Origin of the sequence: Streptomyces sp. NPDC101225, from assembly GCF_044767585.1 — a bacterium.
Classification (GTDB): Bacteria; Actinomycetota; Actinomycetes; order Streptomycetales; family Streptomycetaceae; genus Streptomyces.
Genome location: NZ_JBIWOE010000018.1, coordinates 56,787 through 74,512 on the forward strand (window position 1 = coordinate 56,787; position 17,726 = coordinate 74,512).

The following is a 17,726-nucleotide window of genomic DNA, read 5'->3' on the forward strand; positions in this document are numbered from 1 at the left end:
TGGCGTCGTGTGAGCAGTCGGTGAAGCCGCGTTACCGACGGGTACCCAAAGGCTGCGCACCGGCATACCCTGCGCCTCATGACGGACGCACAGGCCCCGGCCAAGACCGGCACGAATCCCCTCGCCCCCGCTCCGGACGGCGCCCGTACGGCCGCCGACGTGGTGACGCCCGAGCTGGTCGCCCAGCTGACCAAGGGCGTGGCCGGCTCCGGCCGCACCGCCAACCACACGCCGTTCACCGGCGAGAAGCTCGCCGACCTGCCGGAGTCCACCCCCGAGGACGTGGCCAAGGCCTTCGACGCGGCCCGTGCGGCGCAGGCGGTGTGGGAGCGGACGCCGGTCCGGCAGCGCGCGGCGGTCCTGCTCCGCTTCCACGACCTGATGCTGGCCCGGCAGGCCGAGGTCCTCGACCTCATCCAGCTGGAGACGGGCAAGGCCCGCCTGCACGCCCACGAGGAGGTCCAGGCCGTCGCCGTGGCCTCCCGCCACTACGGGCGCAAGGCTCCCTCGTACCTCAGGCCGAAGCGGCACACGGGCGCGATCCCGACGCTGACGAAGGTCACCGAACTGCGCCACGCGCGCGGCGTCGTGGGCCAGATCGCCCCCTGGAACTACCCCCTGGAGCTGTCGGTCGGCGACGCCCTCCCGGCGTTCGCGGCGGGCAACGCGGTGGTGATGAAGCCCGACACGGAGACCTGCCTGACCGCCCTGTGGGCCCGGGACCTGCTGATCGAGGCCGGCCTGCCCGCGGACGTCTTCCAGGTCGTGCTCGGCGACGGCCCGGTCGTCGGCCCCGAGATCGTCAAGCACGCCGACTACGTCTCCTTCACCGGCTCCACCCGCACCGGCCGCGAGGTCGCCCAGGGCGCCGCCGCCCGTCTGGTCGGCGTCTCCCTCGAACTCGGCGGCAAGAACGCGATGCTGGTCCTGGAGGACGCCGACATCGAGAAGGCGGCCGCGGGCGCCGTCCGCGCCTGCTTCTCCTCGGCCGGCCAACTCTGCATCTCCATCGAGCGGTTGTACGTGCACGAGTCGATCGCCGACGCCTTCCTGGAGCGCTTCGCCGCCCGCACCAAGGGCATGCGCCTCGGCACGTCCCTCGCCTACGGCGCCGACATGGGCTCGCTGGTGGGGGAGCGGCAGCTGCAGACGGTCACCCGTCATGTCGAGGAGGCCGTGGCCAAGGGCGCGAAGGTCGTCGCCGGCGGCGTGGCCCGCCCCGATGTCGGCCCGTACTTCTACGAGCCGACCATCCTCGACGGCGTGACCGAGCCGATGTCGGTGTGCACGGAGGAGACCTTCGGCCCGGTCGTCTCGGTCTACCGCTTCAGCACCGACGACGAGGCGGTCGAGCACGCCAACTCCACGCCGTACGGACTGAATTCCTCGGTCTGGACGAAGGACGGCGGCCGCGGCCGCGCGGTCGCCGCCCGGCTGCGCACGGGCACCGTGAACGTCAACGAGGGCTACGCCCCCGCCTACGGCAGCGTCCAGTCCCCGATGGGCGGGATGAAGGACTCCGGCCTTGGCCGCCGGCACGGCTCCGAGGGCATCCTCAAGTACACGGAGGCCCAGACGGTGGCCCAGCAGCGCCTGCTGCCGATGGCGCCGGCGCTCGGGATGGACGACGAGAAGTACGCCCAGTTCATGAGCCGGAGCCTGCGGCTCATGAAGGCGTTCCGGTTCCGGTAGAGGAGAGAGTGCGCGTGAGCAACGACGCTTACGACTACGACGTCATCGTGGTCGGATCCGGCTTCGGCGGTTCGGTCACCGCCCTGCGCCTCACCGAGAAGGGCTATCGCGTGGGGGTCCTGGAGGCGGGCCGGCGCTGGACCCGTGAGTCCCTGCCCAAGAACTCCTGGGACCTGAGGAACTACCTCTGGGCGCCGAAGCTCGGCATGTTCGGCATCCAGCGCATCCACCTGCTCGGCAACGTCATGGTGCTGGCCGGCGCGGGCGTCGGCGGCGGCTCCCTGAACTACGCCAACACCCTCTACGTACCGCCGAAGCCCTTCTTCGACGACCCGCAGTGGCGGGACATCACGGACTGGCAGGACGAGCTCAAGCCGTACTACGACCAGGCGCAGCGCATGCTCGGCGTGCGGCTGAACCCGACGATGACCCCGTCCGACGTGCACCTGAAGGCCGCCGCCGAGCGGATGGGCGTGGGCGACACCTTCCACATGGCTCCGGTCGGCGTCTTCTTCGGCGACGGCAAGGACGCCGAGGGGACGTCGAGGACCGCCCCCGGCCAGGAGGTGGACGACCCCTACTTCGGCGGCGCGGGCCCGGCCCGCAGCGCCTGCACCGAGTGCGGCGAGTGCATGACGGGCTGCCGCCACGGCGCCAAGAACACCCTCAACGAGAACTACCTGTACCTCGCCGAGAAGGCGGGCGCGGTCGTGCATCCGATGACCACCGTCGTGTCGGTCACGGACGACTCGCAGGGCGGGTACGCGATCGCGACCCTGCCCACCGACAACAGGAAGAAGGGCGCGGGCCGCACCTTCAAGGCCCGCCGGGTGGTGCTGGCGGCCGGCACCTACGGCACCCAGACCCTGCTGCACCGCATGAAGGCCGGCGGCCAACTGCCGCACATCTCGCCGAAGCTGGGTGAGCTGACCCGGACCAACTCCGAGGCGCTGGTCGGCGCGCAGACGAGCAACCGCCGCTACCGCAGGGCGACGGGCGAGCCGAGGGTCGACTTCACCCGCGGAGTCGCCATCACCTCGTCCGTCCACCCGGACGAGAACACCCATATCGAGCCGGTCCGCTACGGCAAGGGCTCCAACTCCATGGGCGGCCTGTCGATCCTCCAGGTGCCGTACGCGGAGGGCTCCTCCCGGGTGCTGGCGTGGCTGCGCAACGCGGCCCGCCACCCGCTGCTCGTGCTGCGTTCCCTGTCCAACCACCGCTGGTCGGAGCGGTCCATCATCGGCCTGGTGATGCAGTCCCTGGACAACTCCCTGACCACGTACCTGAAACCGGACGGCATGGGCAAGGGCCTGCTCACCGCCCGCCAGGGGCACGGCGCCCCCAACCCCAAGCAGATCAAGGCCGCTTCGGAGAGCGCCACGGCCATCGCCGCCGACATCAACGGCTTCGCGGGCTCCAACGTCGGCGAGCTCATGGGCACCCCGCTCACCGCGCACTTCCTCGGCGGCTGCCCGATCGGCGCCTCCCGCGACACCGGCGTCATCGACCCGTACCACCGCCTCTACGGCCACCCGGGCATCTCGGTGGTCGACGGCGCCGCGGTCTCGGCCAACCTGGGCGTGAACCCGTCCCTCACCATCACCGCCCAGGCCGAGCGCGCGATGTCGTACTGGCCCAACAAGGGCGAGGCGGACGGGCGTCCGGAGCAGGGGGCGGCGTACGAACGCCTGAAGCCGGTGGAGCCGATGTCCCCGGCGGTCCCGGCGGACGCCTTCGCCGCACTGAAGCTGCCGTTCCTGGGGATGCCGACGGTGCCGCCCAGGAAGGGCGCCGGAGGCTGAGCCGTCCGATGGCCTCCCTCGCCCCGGTGTCCGCCTCGCCGGAGGGGGTTGTGCCGGAGGGGGTTGTGCCGAAGGGCCCGCTCCCCTCCTGGTGCGGGCCCTTCGGTGAGGCGGGGACGGTGTGAACCGCCCCCACCCGGTGTGTTACGGGTGCTCGCTCACGCGGCTGCGTTCGACCCGGCGCCCTTGCGGCGACGGACGACGAACATCGCACCGGCACCGGCGACGACGGCGACACCGCCGGCCAGGCCGATGGTCGGGAGCATGGAGCTGGAGCCGGTCTCGGCGAGGCTGCCGGAGACGGGCTGCTCGCTCACCCCGCCCTGCGGCTTCTTGGCGCTCACGGGCGTGGTCTTGGAGGGCTTGTTGCCGTCCGGCTTGGCCTCGCCCGGGTTCGTGTTGGAGGAACCGGCGGAGAGGATGTCGAAGTACCAGCCGTCGCCCCAGTTCTGGGCGATGCAGTCCTTGCCGTTGACGTTGTCCAGGTAGGCACCGGTGCCGAAGTGGTAGGCCTCACCGGCCGGCGCGTCCTTGTGGATGTTCACCCGGAGGCCGATCTTGTTGAAGTCACCGGGCTTCATGGTGTCGGTGCCCCAGAAGTAGCCACCGGCCAGGCCGTCCTGGTCCCGGATGTCCTTCCAGGTCTTGCTGATCGGGTTCTGGTACTGAAGGTCCACGTACTTGCTGAGGATCGGCTTGGGGCTCTTGCCCGTGGCGATGGCCTCGTCCAGGTACTTCCCGCTCTCGACCTCGGCGTAGAAGGCCACGTCGTGCAGCGTGATGTCGGAGTCGTTGGTGACCTTCAGGGTGAAGGAGTGCCAGCCGCTGCCCGCCACGATCTTGCCGGGCAGCGCGCTGACCTTGACGTCCAGCGCCTTCTCGGTGAAGTCCTTGTCGAGCGCCTCGCAGAGCTGGAGGTCGTCGTCCTCGGACGGCGTGGTCTCGTCGTCCGACGGGGTGCTCCCGTCGTCGGTCGAGGTGCCGTCGTCGCCGGACGTGCTGTTCTGGTCGTCGGTCGAGGAGCTGTCGTCGCCGGACGTGCTGTTCTGGTCGTCGGTCGAGGTGCTGTCGTCGCCGGACGTGCTGTTCTGGTCGTCGGTCGAGGTGCTGTCGTCGCCCGACGTGGCGTTCTGGTCGTCGGACGAGGAGCTGTCGTCGGTCGAGGTGCTGTCGTCGCCGGACGTGCTGTTCTGGTCGTCGGTCGAGGTGGATCCGTCGCCGGAGGTCGCGTTCTGGTCGTCCGTCGACGACGTGCCACCCGTCTCGGCCGAGGAGTTCGCGGACGTGCCCGGGGTGTCCGTCGCGAACGCGGCCGGGGCCGACAGCAGGGCGATCGGGGCTATGGCGGCCGTCGCGGCCGCAGCGGCCATGGCGCGGCGAAGCTTCATGAAGACCTCAAGAAGTTGGACGCACTGCGGCGCCGCAGTACGTGCTCGTGGAGGTCCTCCGCGTGTGGGGCACGGATGTGACCAGTGATTCCGAACATGAGACCTGCGACCCGTGAGAAGGGTTGCAGCGCACTTCACAGAATTCTTATGTGAGGAGCGTCACCTGTGGATCGCCTGGCTGTGGCATGTGGATGACTTGTATGCAACGGGAGTCCGGCGTCCTGGCAGCCCGGTGATCCGGCCGGGACGGGGACCCTCGGAGCGATGCCCGGTCAGGGCTGGCATACGCTCGGCCCCCACCAGCCGCCCGACCGAGTCAGAAAGCGCAGCGCACCGTGGCCGACACGCCGTCAGAAGAGTCCAGACCCGAGTCCGGAGCCGAACCCGGGTCCGCACCCCGGCCGGGATCCGGACCGGACCCCGTCTCCGACGACGTCTGGCAGAAGTTCGTCGAGGACAGCGAGCGCGACATCCACACGTCCTCCGCCCCGAAGGAGCCGTCCGCGCGCGCCCGGATGGTGACCGAGCGGCTGCGGAAGATGGACGAGGAAGCCGCCCGCCAGGACGCGAAGGGCCGCACGAGCGGTAAGAGCGGCAGGAAGCGCGGCGGTGGCGACCAGGCCGCCGCCGATCCGGCCTGGCAGCCCGAAGGCTGGCGTACCGGCCCGGCCTGGCGGGAGATGGACGGGCGCGCCGCACGCAGGCGCCGGCTGTGGGGCATGCTCGGCGTCCCCGTGGCCGCCGCCCTCGCCGTCGTGGCCGTCAAGCCCTCCCTGATCCCCGGCGATCCCTTCGGGACCGGCAGGGCCGAAGCGGAGGCGACCGCCCCGCCGTTGCCCCCGGAGACCGCGCGCCCCACCGCCGCGCCCTCCGCCGCGGCGCTCGCGACCCCCACCCTCGACCGGCCGTTCGCCGGGTCCCCCGCCGCGCGGTGGGCCGACGGCACGGCCGGGATCGTGCTGCCCGAGGCGACCCCGGTCGGCTCGCTCACCAAGGCCCAGGTGAACCGGGCGCTGCAGCAGACCAAGGCCCTGCTCGTCGGCGCGAACCTCGACCGCGGAACCCTGCTCGGCGGCCGCCCCGACGCCGCGCTCGCCGTCCTCGACCCCCGGCAGCCCGAGATGCTCGGCGATGTGAAGGGCTGGTTGCGCAAGCCGGACAAGCGGCACGACCCGGTCTGGCTCTTCAGCCGGTTCGACCCGCACGAGGTGCGGCTCGTCGGAGACGTCGTCAAGACCCGCGGCCGTATGACGTTCAAGGCCGGGCGGCACGCGTCGGTCGTCGTCCACGCCGACTACACCTTCGTCTACCCGCTGGCCCCGGCCGGCAAGGGCTCGACCGAGGTGACCCGCACCATCGTCCGCAGGGTCCTGGACATGGAGATGTCCGACCCGAGGAAGTACCAGGTCACCCCCGGCAAACTGTCGATCGTCAAGTACGACGAGGACATCGGCAACTCCGCCTGCGACGTGTACGACGGCTTTCTGCACCCGGCGTTCACCTCCTCGGAACCGGCCGGCGCGGCTCCGACCGGCCCGACCACGGACCCGTACGACCGCAGCAAGGACCTCGACGAGAACCGTGCGGAAGGCTGCGGGACGGTGTCCCGGGTCTGACCGCCCGGACGGGGTCCCGCCCGGACGTGCGAAGGGCCCCGCGGGCTCGAGCCGCGGGGCCCTTCTCCGTCAGCACCGACGTCAGGGCAGCGCCGGTGCCTGGGAGCGGCGCCGGGGGGTTGCGCCGCTTGTCCCGTGTGCCCTGGGCCGCATCCACGGCGCGGGTGGGCGCACGGGTGGTCTCGACCTCTGGCGGTACGGAAGTGCAACCAATGCAGTTGTCTGCGGGGGGACTTGGGCTTTGTACGCATCGTGCTCGATGGGCGGGGGCTACGCAACCGTTTCACCCAGGGTTGTGCATTTTTGCATTTTCCGCCGGTCGGCCCCGGGCGTCCCCGGAGCCGACCGTTCTCTTGGGTGACCGGGCTGCTGTCCCCTGCCGTCCGGTCACATCCCTGGAGCGAGGTCCCACGACGTACGGCACGACCCGTGCGTCTCATCGCTCCAGCAAGCCACGCGTGGTTCTTTCGGGCCCGCCCCTGGCTGACACGGACACCTCCACAACGAAGGGGTCCGCGGGGCGGTCACGCGCCGTACGGGTGAGAGGTGGCCCGAACTCAGATACGACCGCGGCACAGTTCGAGCAGCGTCATGGCGAGCGCCGTGCCGGGCCTGCCGAGGGCGTCGCTGTAGTGGCCGAGCACCTCCATCTCGCGGGAGAGGTTCACGCGCCGCCCGCCGGAGGCGATGCGCGCCTCCTGGATGACCGCGGAGACGGCCATCCGTTCCTGGATCAGGCCGATGATCCGGTCGTCGAGCGCGTCGATGCGCTCACGGGCGCCGGTGATCACGTCGGCGGCCTCGGTGGTGCGGGCACCGGTCTTCTCGTTCGCCACGGCGGTCATGTCGGGGGCTCCTCGGAGGGTCGGAGGGCGGTGCCCCGGAACGGCAGGATCCGGTGAAACGCCAGGCGCCCCGGACCTTGTCGGCCCGGGGCGCCTGGGAAGTCGCTCGTCAGTTGCTCAAGCGGCACGACCATGGCAGCCGGTGGGCCGGTCGCCATAGGTAAAGAAGAAGGTCGTCCGCGTGAACATGGGGTCAGTATGCACGGGCAGGAGGCCGCGTCCAAGCCGCGTCCACCATCCGGGCGGGGAGGTGGCCCACGGCCACCCCGGTAGAATCGGCAACCACAAGACCCCCGCCCCACCGCCGGAAGGCACCCCGTGTCATCAGCGACCCCCGCTGCCGCCGCCCCCGACACCGTCCTGGTGGTCGACTTCGGCGCGCAGTACGCCCAGCTCATCGCCCGTCGCGTCCGCGAGGCCCGGGTCTACAGCGAGATCGTGCCGAGCACCATGCCGGTCGCCGAGATGCTCGCCAGGAACCCGGCGGCGATCATCCTCTCCGGCGGTCCCTCGTCGGTCTACGAGGAGGGCGCCCCCGGCCTCGACCGCGCGATCTTCGAGGCCGGCGTCCCCGTGTTCGGCATGTGCTACGGATTCCAGCTGATGGCGCGCTCCCTCGGCGGCACGGTGGACAACACCGGCGCCCGCGAGTACGGCCGTACCGATCTGCACGTGTCGAAGTCGTCCTCCACCCTCTTCGAGGGCACCCCGGCCGAGCAGCACGTGTGGATGTCGCACGGCGACGCCTGCTCCGCCGCCCCCGAGGGCTTCACCGTCACCGCCTCCACCGAGGTCGTCCCGGTCGCCGCCTTCGAGAACGACGAGAAGAAGCTCTACGGCGTCCAGTACCACCCCGAGGTCATGCACTCCACGCACGGCCAGCAGGTGCTGGAGCACTTCCTGTACCGGGGCGCGGGACTCAGCCCCGACTGGACCACCGGCAACGTCATCGACGAGCAGGTCGCCGCGATCCGCGCGCAGGTCGGCGACCGGCGCGCCATCTGCGGCCTGTCCGGCGGCGTCGACTCCGCCGTGGCCGCGGCCCTCGTGCAGAAGGCCATCGGCTCCCAGCTGACCTGCGTCTACGTCGACCACGGTCTGATGCGCAAGGGCGAGACGGAGCAGGTCGAGAAGGACTTCGTGGCCGCGACCGGCGTCCAGCTGAAGGTCGTCGACGCCGAGGAGCGCTTCCTGACCGCCCTGAAGGGCGTCTCGGACCCGGAGCAGAAGCGGAAGATCATCGGCCGCGAGTTCATCCGCGTCTTCGAGCAGGCGCAGGCGGAGATCATCGCGGACGAGGGCCCGGCGGTGGAGTTCCTGGTGCAGGGCACGCTCTACCCGGACGTCGTCGAGTCCGGCGGCGGCACCGGCACCGCCAACATCAAGTCCCACCACAACGTGGGCGGCCTGCCCGAGGACCTCGAGTTCCGGCTCGTCGAGCCGCTGCGCAAGCTCTTCAAGGACGAGGTCCGGATGGTCGGCCAGGAGCTCGGCCTGCCGGACGAGATCGTCCAGCGCCAGCCCTTCCCGGGGCCGGGCCTCGGCATCCGCATCGTCGGCGAGGTCACCAAGGAGCGCCTCGACCTGCTGCGCGAGGCCGACGCGATCGCCCGCGAGGAGCTGACCGCGGCCGGCCTCGACCGCGACATCTGGCAGTGCCCGGTGGTCCTGCTCGCGGACGTGCGCAGCGTCGGCGTCCAGGGCGACGGCCGCACCTACGGCCACCCGATCGTGCTGCGCCCGGTCTCCAGCGAGGACGCCATGACGGCCGACTGGTCGCGGCTGCCGTACGACGTCCTCGCCCGGATCTCCACGCGGATCACCAACGAGGTCGCGGACGTCAACCGGGTGGTGCTCGACGTGACGTCGAAGCCGCCGGGCACCATCGAGTGGGAGTAGTCCCCTAGGTCCGTTTGAGCGTGCGCACCGGCTCATCGGGCTTCCAGACCTGGACGACCAGATACGTGTCGTCCTCGACGTAGGTCCGTACGACCTCCGTCAGCTCGGTGCGGAAGAGGTGGAACGGCTCCGGCGGTTCCACCTCTTGTGCGTACGCCGCCTTCGCCGCCCGGTCCTCGACCTCCACCGCGCGTCCGCCGATCCGGATGTCTCCGGGGCCCGGGTCCTTTCCGGGGCCCGGGTTCGCCTGCAGCGCGAACCGCGGGTCACGCCGCAGGTCCCGTGCCTTGAGCGAGTCCGGCATCATGCCGAGCCAGAGCTCGCCGTCCAGGAAGCGGACCTCCAGACCGCTGGTGCGCGGGGAGCCGTCCCCGCGCAGGGTGGCGAGCACGTGGTGGGTGAAGGCGCCGAAGCGTTCTTCGGCGATCGTCGCCAGTTCGGGTGCGGCGGCGGCGAAGGCCGCCCAGTTCCATGCCATACGCAGAGTCTCGTGCCGATACCGGACATCCGCTGTCGGGTATCGGCCGCGCGCGGCATCTTTACCCCACAGCTCTGTTCTCCTTCGCTGACCGGCGGTAACTTCCGCCCCGTAGAACAATCCAGTCCTGGAGGACACATGCACGGCACCCCCGGGGCCGGGCCCACTCCGCCCCCCGCCCTCCCGTCCGACCGGCTCCGGTTCGCGATGCCGCCGATGCACGACTCGGTCGACGACGAGCGGCGCCACCGCAAGGAGCGGCTCGCGGGCGCGCTGCGGATCTTCGGGCGGCTCGGCTTCGAGGACGGCGTCTCGGGGCACATCACGGCGCGCGACCCCGAGTACAGCGACTGTTTCTGGGTCAACCCGTTCGGGATGCCCTTCCAGCACGTCACCGTGAGCGACCTGGTGCTCGCCAACTCGGAGGGGCAGGTGATCGAGGGCCGCTACCACGTCAACCAGGCCGCCTTCACCGTCCACTCCCAGGTCCACGCCGCCCGCCCGGACGTCGTCTCGGTGGCCCACTGCCACTCCGTGCACGGCCGCGCCCTGTCCGCGCTCGGCGAGCTGCTCGACCCGATCACCCAGGAGAGCTGCGCCTTCTACGAGGACCACGCCCTCTACGACGCCTACACCGGTGTCGCCGTGGACGCCGAGGAAGGCCGCCGTATCGCCACCGCGCTCGGCACCCGCAAGGCGCTCGTCCTGCGCAACCACGGCCTGCTGACGGTCGGCGACTCGGTGGACGCCGCGGCCTGGTGGTTCGTGTCCATGGAGCGTTCCGCCCAGGTGCAGCTCACCGCCAAGGCCGCCGGGCGCCCGCTCCTGATCGACCACCGGGCGGCGGTGGCGACCCGCGAACAGCTCGGCGGCGACCTGGTCGCGTGGATCAACTACCAGCCCCTGTGGCAGGACGTCAGCCGCGGCGAGCCCGATCTGCTGAGCTGAGCACGCGTGCCGCCCTGCGCCACCAACCCGGTCGCGGCACTAGAAACCGCGCAGCACGGCCGCCTTGGTCATCGCGAACTCCTCGTCCGTGAGCACCCCGTCCCGGTGCAGCTCGCCCAACTCCCGCAACCGCCGAAGGAGTACGTCGTGGTGGTCGGCCGGGGGCGCCAGAGCCGCCTGCCGGCGCCGGTCGACCAACTCGCCGCCGCGGGTGGACGGGTGCGGCAGACGGGCCGTGATCGCGGTGGCGACGAGTGCGGTGAGCAGGTCGCGCCGGGCGCTGCCCCACAGGTCCAGGGCGTAGGGGTCCTTCTCCGGCGGCAGTTTGGAGAACGCCGTCTCCCGGGTCACGAAGCGCAGGAAGCCGTCCTCGTACCCGGAGTTGGGCAGCCACTCGACCTGCACCAGATCGGTCACCGAGATGATGCGCGGCCCGGTCGCCCGCTTGACCCGGTCGGAGGTGTCGGCCCAGTCGATGCGCACCTGGCTGCCGTCGAAGGAGATGGTGCCGTCGGAGGAGCGGACGGAGACCGGGACGGGCGGCCCGGGCAGCAGATAGGCCTTGGTCGGCTCCTTGGGGATCTGGTCCAGCATCAGTGCCCGGCGGATCTCCTCGGCGACGTACTCGGCGACCCCGGCCCGGTCCACGTCCACCACCAGCCGGTACGGATCGGCCGGATCCGGCAGCCGCCCGCCGGTCGCCTGGAGCAGCGGATCCGCCCCCTCGCGCAGCCGCATCCGCAGCCGTCCGCGCTTGCGCTCGGGTTCGAAGACCACGCCCGCGACGGCTTCGAGGGGTACGGCGACCTCCCCGTACGTCTGCCGGAACAGTGGCACGGAGCGGTGGAGACCCGGCGTGATCCTGACCGTGGTGCCGTCGAAGGCCCAGGTCCCGTCCCGCTGGATGATCTCGGCCATAGGGAAATTCTCGCAGCCGGGTCAACACGGCGGCCTCCGCTTCACCCGCGTCGACCGGACCTGCCGGACGCGTGGCGGGTGGTGTAGGGCACAATTCGCTGTCATCAAACGGGAGTTGCCGGACCTGGGCCGACGGCCTCAAGGCGCCGGCGGCAGGGCTGAGGGAAGGCGGGCGTCGGGCGTGGCGGTGCAGGAGGCGAGAGGCGGCGCGGACGCGCCGGGCGGCGTCCATGGAGGCGGCTGCACCTGCGGGGACTGCCCGCACGGGGCGCGGGCGGGGCACCGGCGCGCGGTCGCGGAGTTCCTCCTGCTGCGCGACGGGTTCGCGGCCGGACAGGGGCTGCCGGCCGCGGTGGCCCACTCGGCCTCGGCCTCCCGCCAGTGGGTCTCGGAGGAGCTGCGCCAGTCCGCCGAGCTCGTCGCCGAACGCGGCCGCGCCGAGGGCGAGGCGTGGCTGGCCCGCCTGTGGCGCCGGACGGCGTGCACGGTGTGGGCGCTGGTGCTGGCCCTGCTGCTGGTGCAGGCGCTGACCGCGATCGGCGCGGGCTGGACGCCGGCCCGCACGGCCGGCCTGGTGGCGGCCGTGGTCACCGGTGGCGCGCTGACCGCCGCGTCCTGGTTCCACCGCGCGCGCGGCGGCGTGCTGGCGCCCGTCATCGGCGAGGACAACCGCCTGTCCACCTCCCGCACGGTGGCCGCGGCCTGGGTGCTGTTCGTCGGCTACGCCGTGCTCGTCCTCGCCGGGCGCCTCGCCATGGCCTCCGGCCACGCGGAGCGCGACGCGCTGATCTCCGGCCTCGACCTCGCCCGCGGCGCCGGCGTCGTCACCGTCCTCGCCGTGCTCTGCGCCGTCGCCGTGCTGGTGCGGCGCGTCGTGGGGCTGCGGGTCCTGGGCCAGCGGCTGCAGAAGGTCCGGGCGGACCGGCCCCGCTCCGCCGACCTGCTCACCGACGACGCGGGCCGGGGCACCTTCGCCGACATCCAGTACGTCGTGATCAGCGCCGTCGCCGTCGTCTTCGCCGTGGTGCGGCTGGCCCGCCGCCCCGACCAGCTCCCGGACCTTCCCTGGGGGCTCGCGGTGCTGGTGCTGGTGTCCGCGGCGACCTACGTGGCCGGCAAGTACGCCGAGGGCGGCCGTCCGGTGATCCTCTCCGTGGTGCGCGCCCGGGAGGCCGGTGACCTCGACGCCCCCATCCGCACCGGCGACGACATCGAGATCCGCGGCGCCGGATTCGTGCCTCCCGGCGCACAGGGCGCCGACCGGCTCACACGGATGGTGGTCCGTATCGGCGCGGTCAACGTCCATGTGCCCCTGGTCCCCGTCGCCGGAGGCTTCAGCAACCCGACGGACGCCGTCCTGACCGTGCCCGTCCCGGTGGACGTGGAACCGGGGAGGGTCGAGGTGCAAGTGGTGACCGCCGCGGGGGTGGAGACCAACCAGTACGCGATCGACGTGACGGACTGATGTGACCTGCCGGGACACCGGGGACGGCCACCTGGCACGGGGCCGGAAATCGGTACGAACGGATTGAGCGCACCGTCCCTTACGTACGTATCGTCTTCTGAGGGGTCCCGGCACTGCGGGCGAGAGGCGAAGCGATGACTCACGGCATGCGCACGGACACGCACACCCCCTACCTCGAGGGCGACCGGACCTGGCGCGACACCGCCACCCGGTACGCCCTCCTTCCACTCCGCGTCTTCCTCGGCGTCACCTTCATCTACGCGGGCCTGGACAAGCTCACCAACAGCGCCTTCCTGAAGGCGTCCGGTGCCGGCTCCATCGGCGACCTGATGCACCAGGTCCGCGACAGCGCCGCGATCCCGGCGATGGTCGACATGGCCCTGAAGAACCCGGTGGGCTTCGGCTACGCCATCGCCCTCGGTGAACTGGCCGTCGGCATCGGCACCCTGATCGGACTGCTCGCCCGCCTCGCGGCGCTCGGCGGCGCGCTGATCTCCCTCAGCCTCTGGCTCACGGTCAGCTGGGCCTCGGACCCGTACTACTACGGCAACGATCTCGCCTACCTGATGGCCTGGCTGCCTCTCGTCCTCGCGGGCGCCTCCGTGTTCTCCCTGGACGCGGCCCTGCGCGCGCGGCGGAGGCAGCGGGCGGGAGGTTACCGGTAGCCCCTGTTCGGCGGGGGCCACCGGTGGCGGGTCCCCGGGCCTGACCCGGGGCCGCGCCACGGCGGCCGCCCCACCTGGCCGCCCCTCTCCTCACGAGGCGTCCAGCGGTGCCTGCGCCGGGTCCGCCGGCCGGGCGGTGGCCCGGCGCCTGCGTATGCCCCGGCTGACCACCCCCGCGGCCCCGCCGAGGCAGAGCCCGCCCACGACCATCGGGATCACCGCGAACCACGGTGTCTCCCACAGCCCGCCCGCGTCCCCGGCGAAGACCACGCCCGCAGTGGCGAGGAAGAACCCGGCGACCAGCCTCCCCGGCTGGAACTCATGACGCAGCACGGCTCACCTCCGCCTGTCCGACGCCGACCCTCAGATCGAGGTCGAGCCTGCCGGTGTTCCTGCCACCCGTGACCGGCGGCAGGGTCAGCTCCTTGTGCTTGCCCGGCTCCACGTCCACGTCCTTGCGGCCGTCACCCGGCAACTGGATGTCGCCCACGCCCACGTCGATGCTGAGCTTCACCGCCGCGTCCCTCGGCACGATCACCTTCAGCCGCCCCGCGCCGACCTCGGCGCTCGTGCTCACCGTCTCCCCCTTCGCCGCCCGCAGGCGGCTCAGGTCCAGGGTGCCGACGCCACTGCCGAGCTGGTACTTCGGCCGGACGTCCGCGACCGCGGCCGGCTGCCATGTCGTGCGTATCCAGTGGGTGTCGATGTCCTTGGGCAGCGCGGCCGACGCCGCGAGCAGGCCCGCGGTGACGACGGCCAGGAAGACCGAACCCGCGCCCGTCCGCCCCAGGAACGCGCTGACGGCGACGCCCAGGCCGAAGACGATCAGCGCGGCGGCGAACCCGGCCTGCAGGCTGGTGCCCAGCGCATGGTCGTCCCACGTCAGGCGGGTGGTGAGGCCGCCCGCGAGCAGGGCGAGCAGGAAGATCCAGCCACCGATCCAGCGGGGGCCGCGTGGCTTCTGCACCGTGGGGCGCGCGGCCCGTGTGCCGGCGCGGTCGGTCCAGGAGTTGCCCAGGCTGATGTTGACCGCGGCGGCGATGTCCCGGTCGCGGGAGTCGCGGGGGCCCCACAGGTAGCCCGTGCCCCCGTCGTGCGTGCCGTCCTTGACGATGGGGTCGCGCCACCACGACGGGTAGGCCGCGGGCACCGGCGGGGCCTGTGCCTCCGGCGGGGCGTCGGCGGCGGCCTGGGCGGCGAGCGGGTCGGGATCGAGGGTCCCGCGCTGCCGCGACCAGTACCCGGCGCCGGCGAGGAGCAGGGAGAGGACGACGGCGAAGGCCAGCACCCCGCCGTTCTTCAGCATCGTCAGGAAGACCCCGCAGCCGACCAGCGCGAACAGCACGGCCGCCAGCGCCTGGCCGTCGACGCGGCCGGTCAGTAGCTTGCGCAGCTCGTTCTCCTCCTCGTCCTCGTACGGCACGAGGAGCCAGGCGAAGCCGTAGAAGATCAGGCCGATGCCGCCGGTCGCGGAGAGCACCGCGAGGGTGATCCGGAAGATCACCGGGTCCATGTCGCACTGCCGCCCGAGCCCGGCGCACACCCCCGCGAGCGTCTTGTTGCGCCGGTCACGGCGGAACGTGCCGGGGGCCACGGCCTGCGCCTGCGGGCTCCCCTCCTCCTGCACGCCCGCGCCGGGTCCCGCCCCGGCCGCGGGGTCCGCGGCGGGCGCGGCATCCTGCGGCCCGGCACCCTCGGCGGGGCGCGGGCCGGAGCCGGGTCCCGGACCCGTCGCGGCGCGCTCGTGATCTGTCATGGGTCCATGGTGACGGCCGAGCGGCTCCGGCGGGAGTCGGTACGACCCTGGCCGGACCCTGATATCGCCCCTGAGCCGGAGCCGGGGAAGCGTTCGACGGGCCGGGCGTTCGAAGATCAGGGGAGTATCGGGGGTCGACCCTGATGCCCTAGTACGCCGACCGTGTGAGTATCGGTGGCATGCCGGAAGCCGCAGCAGCGCCACTCGTCGAACCGCGGCCGCCGCGCAAGCTCTACCGCAGCAGCGACGGACGCTGGCTGGGTGGTGTGGCGCGGGGGCTCGCCGGGCATCTCGGCCTGCCCGTCATCTGGGTGCGGCTCGTGTTCGTCGGCCTGTTCATGGCGGACGGTCTGGGCGCGCTGCTGTATGCCGCGTTCTGGTTCTTCGTGCCGCTCGGCGTGGGCGGTGTGGGCGGCCAGAAACCCCCGTCGCTGGTCACCGCCGAGACCTCGGCGGACGGCCGCCGCAGACTCGTCGCCCGCAGGCCGGACCGGGGCCAGATCGTGGCCCTGCTGCTCATGGTCGTCGTCGCCATGATCTTCGTGGCCAACGTCAATCTGAGCGGCGGCGCCAAGGTCTACCTCTGGCCCGCCGTCCTCGTCGGCGCGGGCGTCGCCCTGGTCTGGCGCCAGGCGGACAACGTCCGGCGGGCCCGCTGGGTCGAGGTGGGCAGCCGGCGGCGCACCCTCACCCTGCTCCGCGCGGCGGGCGGCGTCCTCCTCGTCACCGCCGGCGTCTCCGGCATCTTCGTGCTCCAGGGCTCCGCCGCCCATCTCGGTTCCGTCCTGCAGGCGGCCCTCGCGGTCCTCGTCGGCATAACGCTCCTCGCGGGGCCGTACCTCGTGCGCATGACCCAGGACCTCTCCGAGGAGCGTCTGATGCGTATCCGCGCGCAGGAGCGCGCCGAGGTCGCCGCCCACGTCCACGACTCCGTGCTGCACACCCTGACGCTGATCCAGCGCAACGCGGAGAACGCGGGCGAGGTGCGCCGCCTCGCCCGCGCCCAGGAGCGCGACCTGCGCACCTGGCTCTACAAGCCCGAGGGCACCGGCAAGGAAGAGGCCGACGAACCCACCACGCTCGCCGACGCGGTGCGGCGCAGCGCCGCGGAGGTGGAGGACAAGCACGGCGTCCCCATCGAGGTCGTCGTCGTCGGCGACTGCCCGCTCGACGAGAGAATCGGCCCGCAGATGCAGGCCGCGCGCGAGGCGATGGTGAACGCCGCCAAGTACGGTGGCGAGGGCGGCGCGGTGCAGGTCTACGCCGAGGTCGAGGGGCGGACGGTGTTCGTGTCGGTCCGGGACCGCGGCCCCGGCTTCGACCTGGACTCGATACCCGACGACCGCATGGGCGTCAGAGAATCGATCATCGGCCGCATGGAGCGCCACGGCGGCACGGCGCGGCTGCGCGCGGTGCCCGACGGCGGCACGGAGGTCGAGCTGGAGATGGAGAGGGCGGAGAAGACGTGATGAGCGACCCGACCGAGGCGAACGGTACGGCGGGCGGGGCCGAGGGCGCCGAGCCCGCGGTGCCGGCCGGTGGCGGCGCGGGCGAGCGCAGGGTGCGCGTGGTCCTCGTCGACGACCACCGCATGTTCCGCACGGGAGTGCAGGCCGAGATCGGCCGGACCGACGAGACCGGCGTGGAGGTCGTGGGCGAGGCCGCCGACGTCGACCAGGCGGTCACGGTCATCACCGCGACGCGCCCCGAGGTGGTCCTGCTCGACGTGCACCTGCCGGGCGGCGGCGGGGTCGAAGTCCTGCGCCGCTGCGCGGCGTTGATGGCCGACAGCGAGCGGCCCGTGCGCTTCCTCGCCCTGTCCGTGTCGGACGCGGCGGAGGACGTGATCGGCGTGATCCGGGGCGGTGCGCGCGGCTACGTCACCAAGACCATCACCGGCACCGACCTGGTCGCCTCCGTCTTCCGTGTGCAGGAGGGCGACGCCGTCTTCTCGCCGCGGCTGGCCGGCTTCGTGCTGGACGCGTTCGCCTCCACGGACGCTCCTCCCGTCGACGAGGACCTGGACCGTCTCACCCAGCGCGAGCGCGAGGTGCTGCGGCTGATCGCCCGCGGGTACGCGTACAAGGAGATCGCCAAGCAGCTCTTCATCTCCGTCAAGACGGTCGAGTCCCATGTCTCGGCGGTGCTGCGGAAGCTGCAGCTGTCGAACCGGCACGAGCTGACCCGCTGGGCGACGGCCCGCCGGCTGGTCTGAGGCGCCGGGGCCGGGGCCGGGTGCCCGCGTCACGCG

15 protein-coding genes are annotated in these 17,726 nt (G+C 72.1%); 9 read left to right on the forward strand and 6 right to left on the reverse strand.

Annotated elements, in window-relative coordinates:
* Window positions 1-78: 78 nt before the first annotated feature.
* Together ACIRPX_RS24365 and ACIRPX_RS24370 are read left to right on the forward strand one after the other, a co-directional pair.
* The gene (locus tag ACIRPX_RS24365) at window positions 79-1,692 is read left to right on the forward strand and encodes a succinic semialdehyde dehydrogenase (protein WP_404198253.1); all 1,614 of its coding nucleotides are present in this window, start codon (window positions 79-81) and stop codon (window positions 1,690-1,692) included.
* Window positions 1,693-1,706: 14 nt separating this feature from the next.
* A complete protein-coding gene (locus ACIRPX_RS24370; protein WP_404198255.1) occupies window positions 1,707-3,497 on the forward strand; it encodes a GMC oxidoreductase in 1,791 nt (596 codons plus the stop codon).
* 158 nt (window positions 3,498-3,655) lie between these two features.
* Here ACIRPX_RS24370 and ACIRPX_RS24375 read toward each other — a convergent pair whose 3' ends face one another.
* Complete coding sequence (locus ACIRPX_RS24375; RefSeq protein WP_404198258.1) at window positions 3,656-4,885, reverse strand: LAETG motif-containing sortase-dependent surface protein; 1,230 nt, start codon at window positions 4,883-4,885, stop codon at window positions 3,656-3,658.
* A gap of 335 nt (window positions 4,886-5,220) precedes the next feature.
* Here ACIRPX_RS24375 and ACIRPX_RS24380 point away from each other — a divergent pair, with 335 nt between their 5' ends.
* Window positions 5,221-6,501 (forward strand): hypothetical protein, encoded by a 1,281-nt coding sequence (locus tag ACIRPX_RS24380; protein ID WP_404198261.1) that lies wholly within the window; start codon window positions 5,221-5,223, stop codon window positions 6,499-6,501.
* Between the two features lie 557 nt (window positions 6,502-7,058).
* Here the strand turns inward: ACIRPX_RS24380 and ACIRPX_RS24385 are convergent.
* Window positions 7,059-7,346 carry a chorismate mutase gene (locus ACIRPX_RS24385; protein ID WP_404198263.1) on the reverse strand — a complete coding sequence of 96 codons (288 nt, stop codon included), beginning with the start codon at window positions 7,344-7,346 and terminating at the stop codon, window positions 7,059-7,061.
* A 318-nt stretch (window positions 7,347-7,664) separates the two neighbouring features.
* On the opposite strand from ACIRPX_RS24385, the gene guaA reads away from it, so the two are divergent.
* The gene (guaA, locus tag ACIRPX_RS24390; protein ID WP_404198266.1) at window positions 7,665-9,245 is read left to right on the forward strand and encodes a glutamine-hydrolyzing GMP synthase; all 1,581 of its coding nucleotides are present in this window, start codon (window positions 7,665-7,667) and stop codon (window positions 9,243-9,245) included.
* 4 nt (window positions 9,246-9,249) lie between these two features.
* Here the strand turns inward: guaA and ACIRPX_RS24395 are convergent, their stop codons facing one another.
* Window positions 9,250-9,723 carry a pyridoxamine 5'-phosphate oxidase family protein gene (locus ACIRPX_RS24395; protein WP_404198268.1) on the reverse strand — a complete coding sequence of 158 codons (474 nt, stop codon included), beginning with the start codon at window positions 9,721-9,723 and terminating at the stop codon, window positions 9,250-9,252.
* A 138-nt stretch (window positions 9,724-9,861) separates the two neighbouring features.
* Between ACIRPX_RS24395 and ACIRPX_RS24400 the strand changes: the two genes are divergently transcribed.
* Window positions 9,862-10,671: a class II aldolase/adducin family protein gene (locus ACIRPX_RS24400; RefSeq protein WP_404198271.1), complete on the forward strand. Its 810-nt coding sequence runs from the start codon at window positions 9,862-9,864 to the stop codon at window positions 10,669-10,671.
* Window positions 10,672-10,710: 39 nt separating this feature from the next.
* Here ACIRPX_RS24400 and ACIRPX_RS24405 read toward each other — a convergent pair whose 3' ends face one another.
* On the reverse strand, window positions 10,711-11,589 hold the full coding sequence (locus ACIRPX_RS24405) for a DUF4429 domain-containing protein (protein ID WP_404198273.1): 879 nt from the start codon (window positions 11,587-11,589) through the stop codon (window positions 10,711-10,713).
* A gap of 181 nt (window positions 11,590-11,770) precedes the next feature.
* Between ACIRPX_RS24405 and ACIRPX_RS24410 the strand changes: the two genes are divergently transcribed.
* Complete coding sequence (locus tag ACIRPX_RS24410; protein ID WP_404198276.1) at window positions 11,771-13,054, forward strand: hypothetical protein; 1,284 nt, start codon at window positions 11,771-11,773, stop codon at window positions 13,052-13,054.
* A 134-nt stretch (window positions 13,055-13,188) separates the two neighbouring features.
* Window positions 13,189-13,719 (forward strand): DoxX family protein, encoded by a 531-nt coding sequence (locus ACIRPX_RS24415; RefSeq protein WP_404198279.1) that lies wholly within the window; start codon window positions 13,189-13,191, stop codon window positions 13,717-13,719.
* 90 nt (window positions 13,720-13,809) lie between these two features.
* On the opposite strand, the gene ACIRPX_RS24420 is transcribed toward ACIRPX_RS24415, so the two are convergent.
* Both ACIRPX_RS24420 and ACIRPX_RS24425 read right to left on the reverse strand, forming a co-directional pair.
* Complete coding sequence (locus ACIRPX_RS24420) at window positions 13,810-14,052, reverse strand: hypothetical protein (RefSeq protein WP_404198282.1); 243 nt, start codon at window positions 14,050-14,052, stop codon at window positions 13,810-13,812.
* Complete coding sequence (locus ACIRPX_RS24425) at window positions 14,039-15,475, reverse strand: PspC domain-containing protein (protein WP_404198284.1); 1,437 nt, start codon at window positions 15,473-15,475, stop codon at window positions 14,039-14,041. The genes ACIRPX_RS24420 and ACIRPX_RS24425 overlap by 14 nt, the downstream gene beginning before the upstream one ends.
* Before the next feature lie 179 nt (window positions 15,476-15,654).
* Between ACIRPX_RS24425 and ACIRPX_RS24430 the strand changes: the two genes are divergently transcribed.
* Together ACIRPX_RS24430 and ACIRPX_RS24435 are read left to right on the forward strand one after the other, a co-directional pair.
* Window positions 15,655-16,944: a PspC domain-containing protein gene (locus ACIRPX_RS24430; protein ID WP_404198287.1), complete on the forward strand. Its 1,290-nt coding sequence runs from the start codon at window positions 15,655-15,657 to the stop codon at window positions 16,942-16,944.
* A complete protein-coding gene (locus ACIRPX_RS24435) occupies window positions 16,944-17,690 on the forward strand; it encodes a LuxR C-terminal-related transcriptional regulator (protein WP_404198289.1) in 747 nt (248 codons plus the stop codon). Before ACIRPX_RS24430 ends, ACIRPX_RS24435 begins: the two co-directional genes overlap by 1 nt.
* Window positions 17,691-17,726 lie beyond the last annotated feature (36 nt).

Excerpts from the sequence above, each read along its gene's own strand:
- ACIRPX_RS24365 (WP_404198253.1), top strand. The coding sequence starts at position 79 with ATGACGGACGCACAGGCCCCGGCCAAGACCGGCACGAATCCCCTCGCC.
- ACIRPX_RS24375 (WP_404198258.1), bottom strand. The coding sequence starts at position 4,885 with ATGAAGCTTCGCCGCGCCATGGCCGCTGCGGCCGCGACGGCCGCCATA.
- ACIRPX_RS24385 (WP_404198263.1), bottom strand. The coding sequence starts at position 7,346 with ATGACCGCCGTGGCGAACGAGAAGACCGGTGCCCGCACCACCGAGGCC.
- ACIRPX_RS24395 (WP_404198268.1), bottom strand. The coding sequence starts at position 9,723 with ATGGCATGGAACTGGGCGGCCTTCGCCGCCGCCGCACCCGAACTGGCG.
- ACIRPX_RS24400 (WP_404198271.1), top strand. The coding sequence starts at position 9,862 with ATGCACGGCACCCCCGGGGCCGGGCCCACTCCGCCCCCCGCCCTCCCG.
- ACIRPX_RS24405 (WP_404198273.1), bottom strand. The coding sequence starts at position 11,589 with ATGGCCGAGATCATCCAGCGGGACGGGACCTGGGCCTTCGACGGCACC.
- ACIRPX_RS24415 (WP_404198279.1), top strand. The coding sequence starts at position 13,189 with ATGACTCACGGCATGCGCACGGACACGCACACCCCCTACCTCGAGGGC.
- ACIRPX_RS24425 (WP_404198284.1), bottom strand. The coding sequence starts at position 15,475 with ATGACAGATCACGAGCGCGCCGCGACGGGTCCGGGACCCGGCTCCGGC.
- ACIRPX_RS24430 (WP_404198287.1), top strand. The coding sequence starts at position 15,655 with ATGCCGGAAGCCGCAGCAGCGCCACTCGTCGAACCGCGGCCGCCGCGC.
- ACIRPX_RS24435 (WP_404198289.1), top strand. The coding sequence starts at position 16,944 with ATGAGCGACCCGACCGAGGCGAACGGTACGGCGGGCGGGGCCGAGGGC.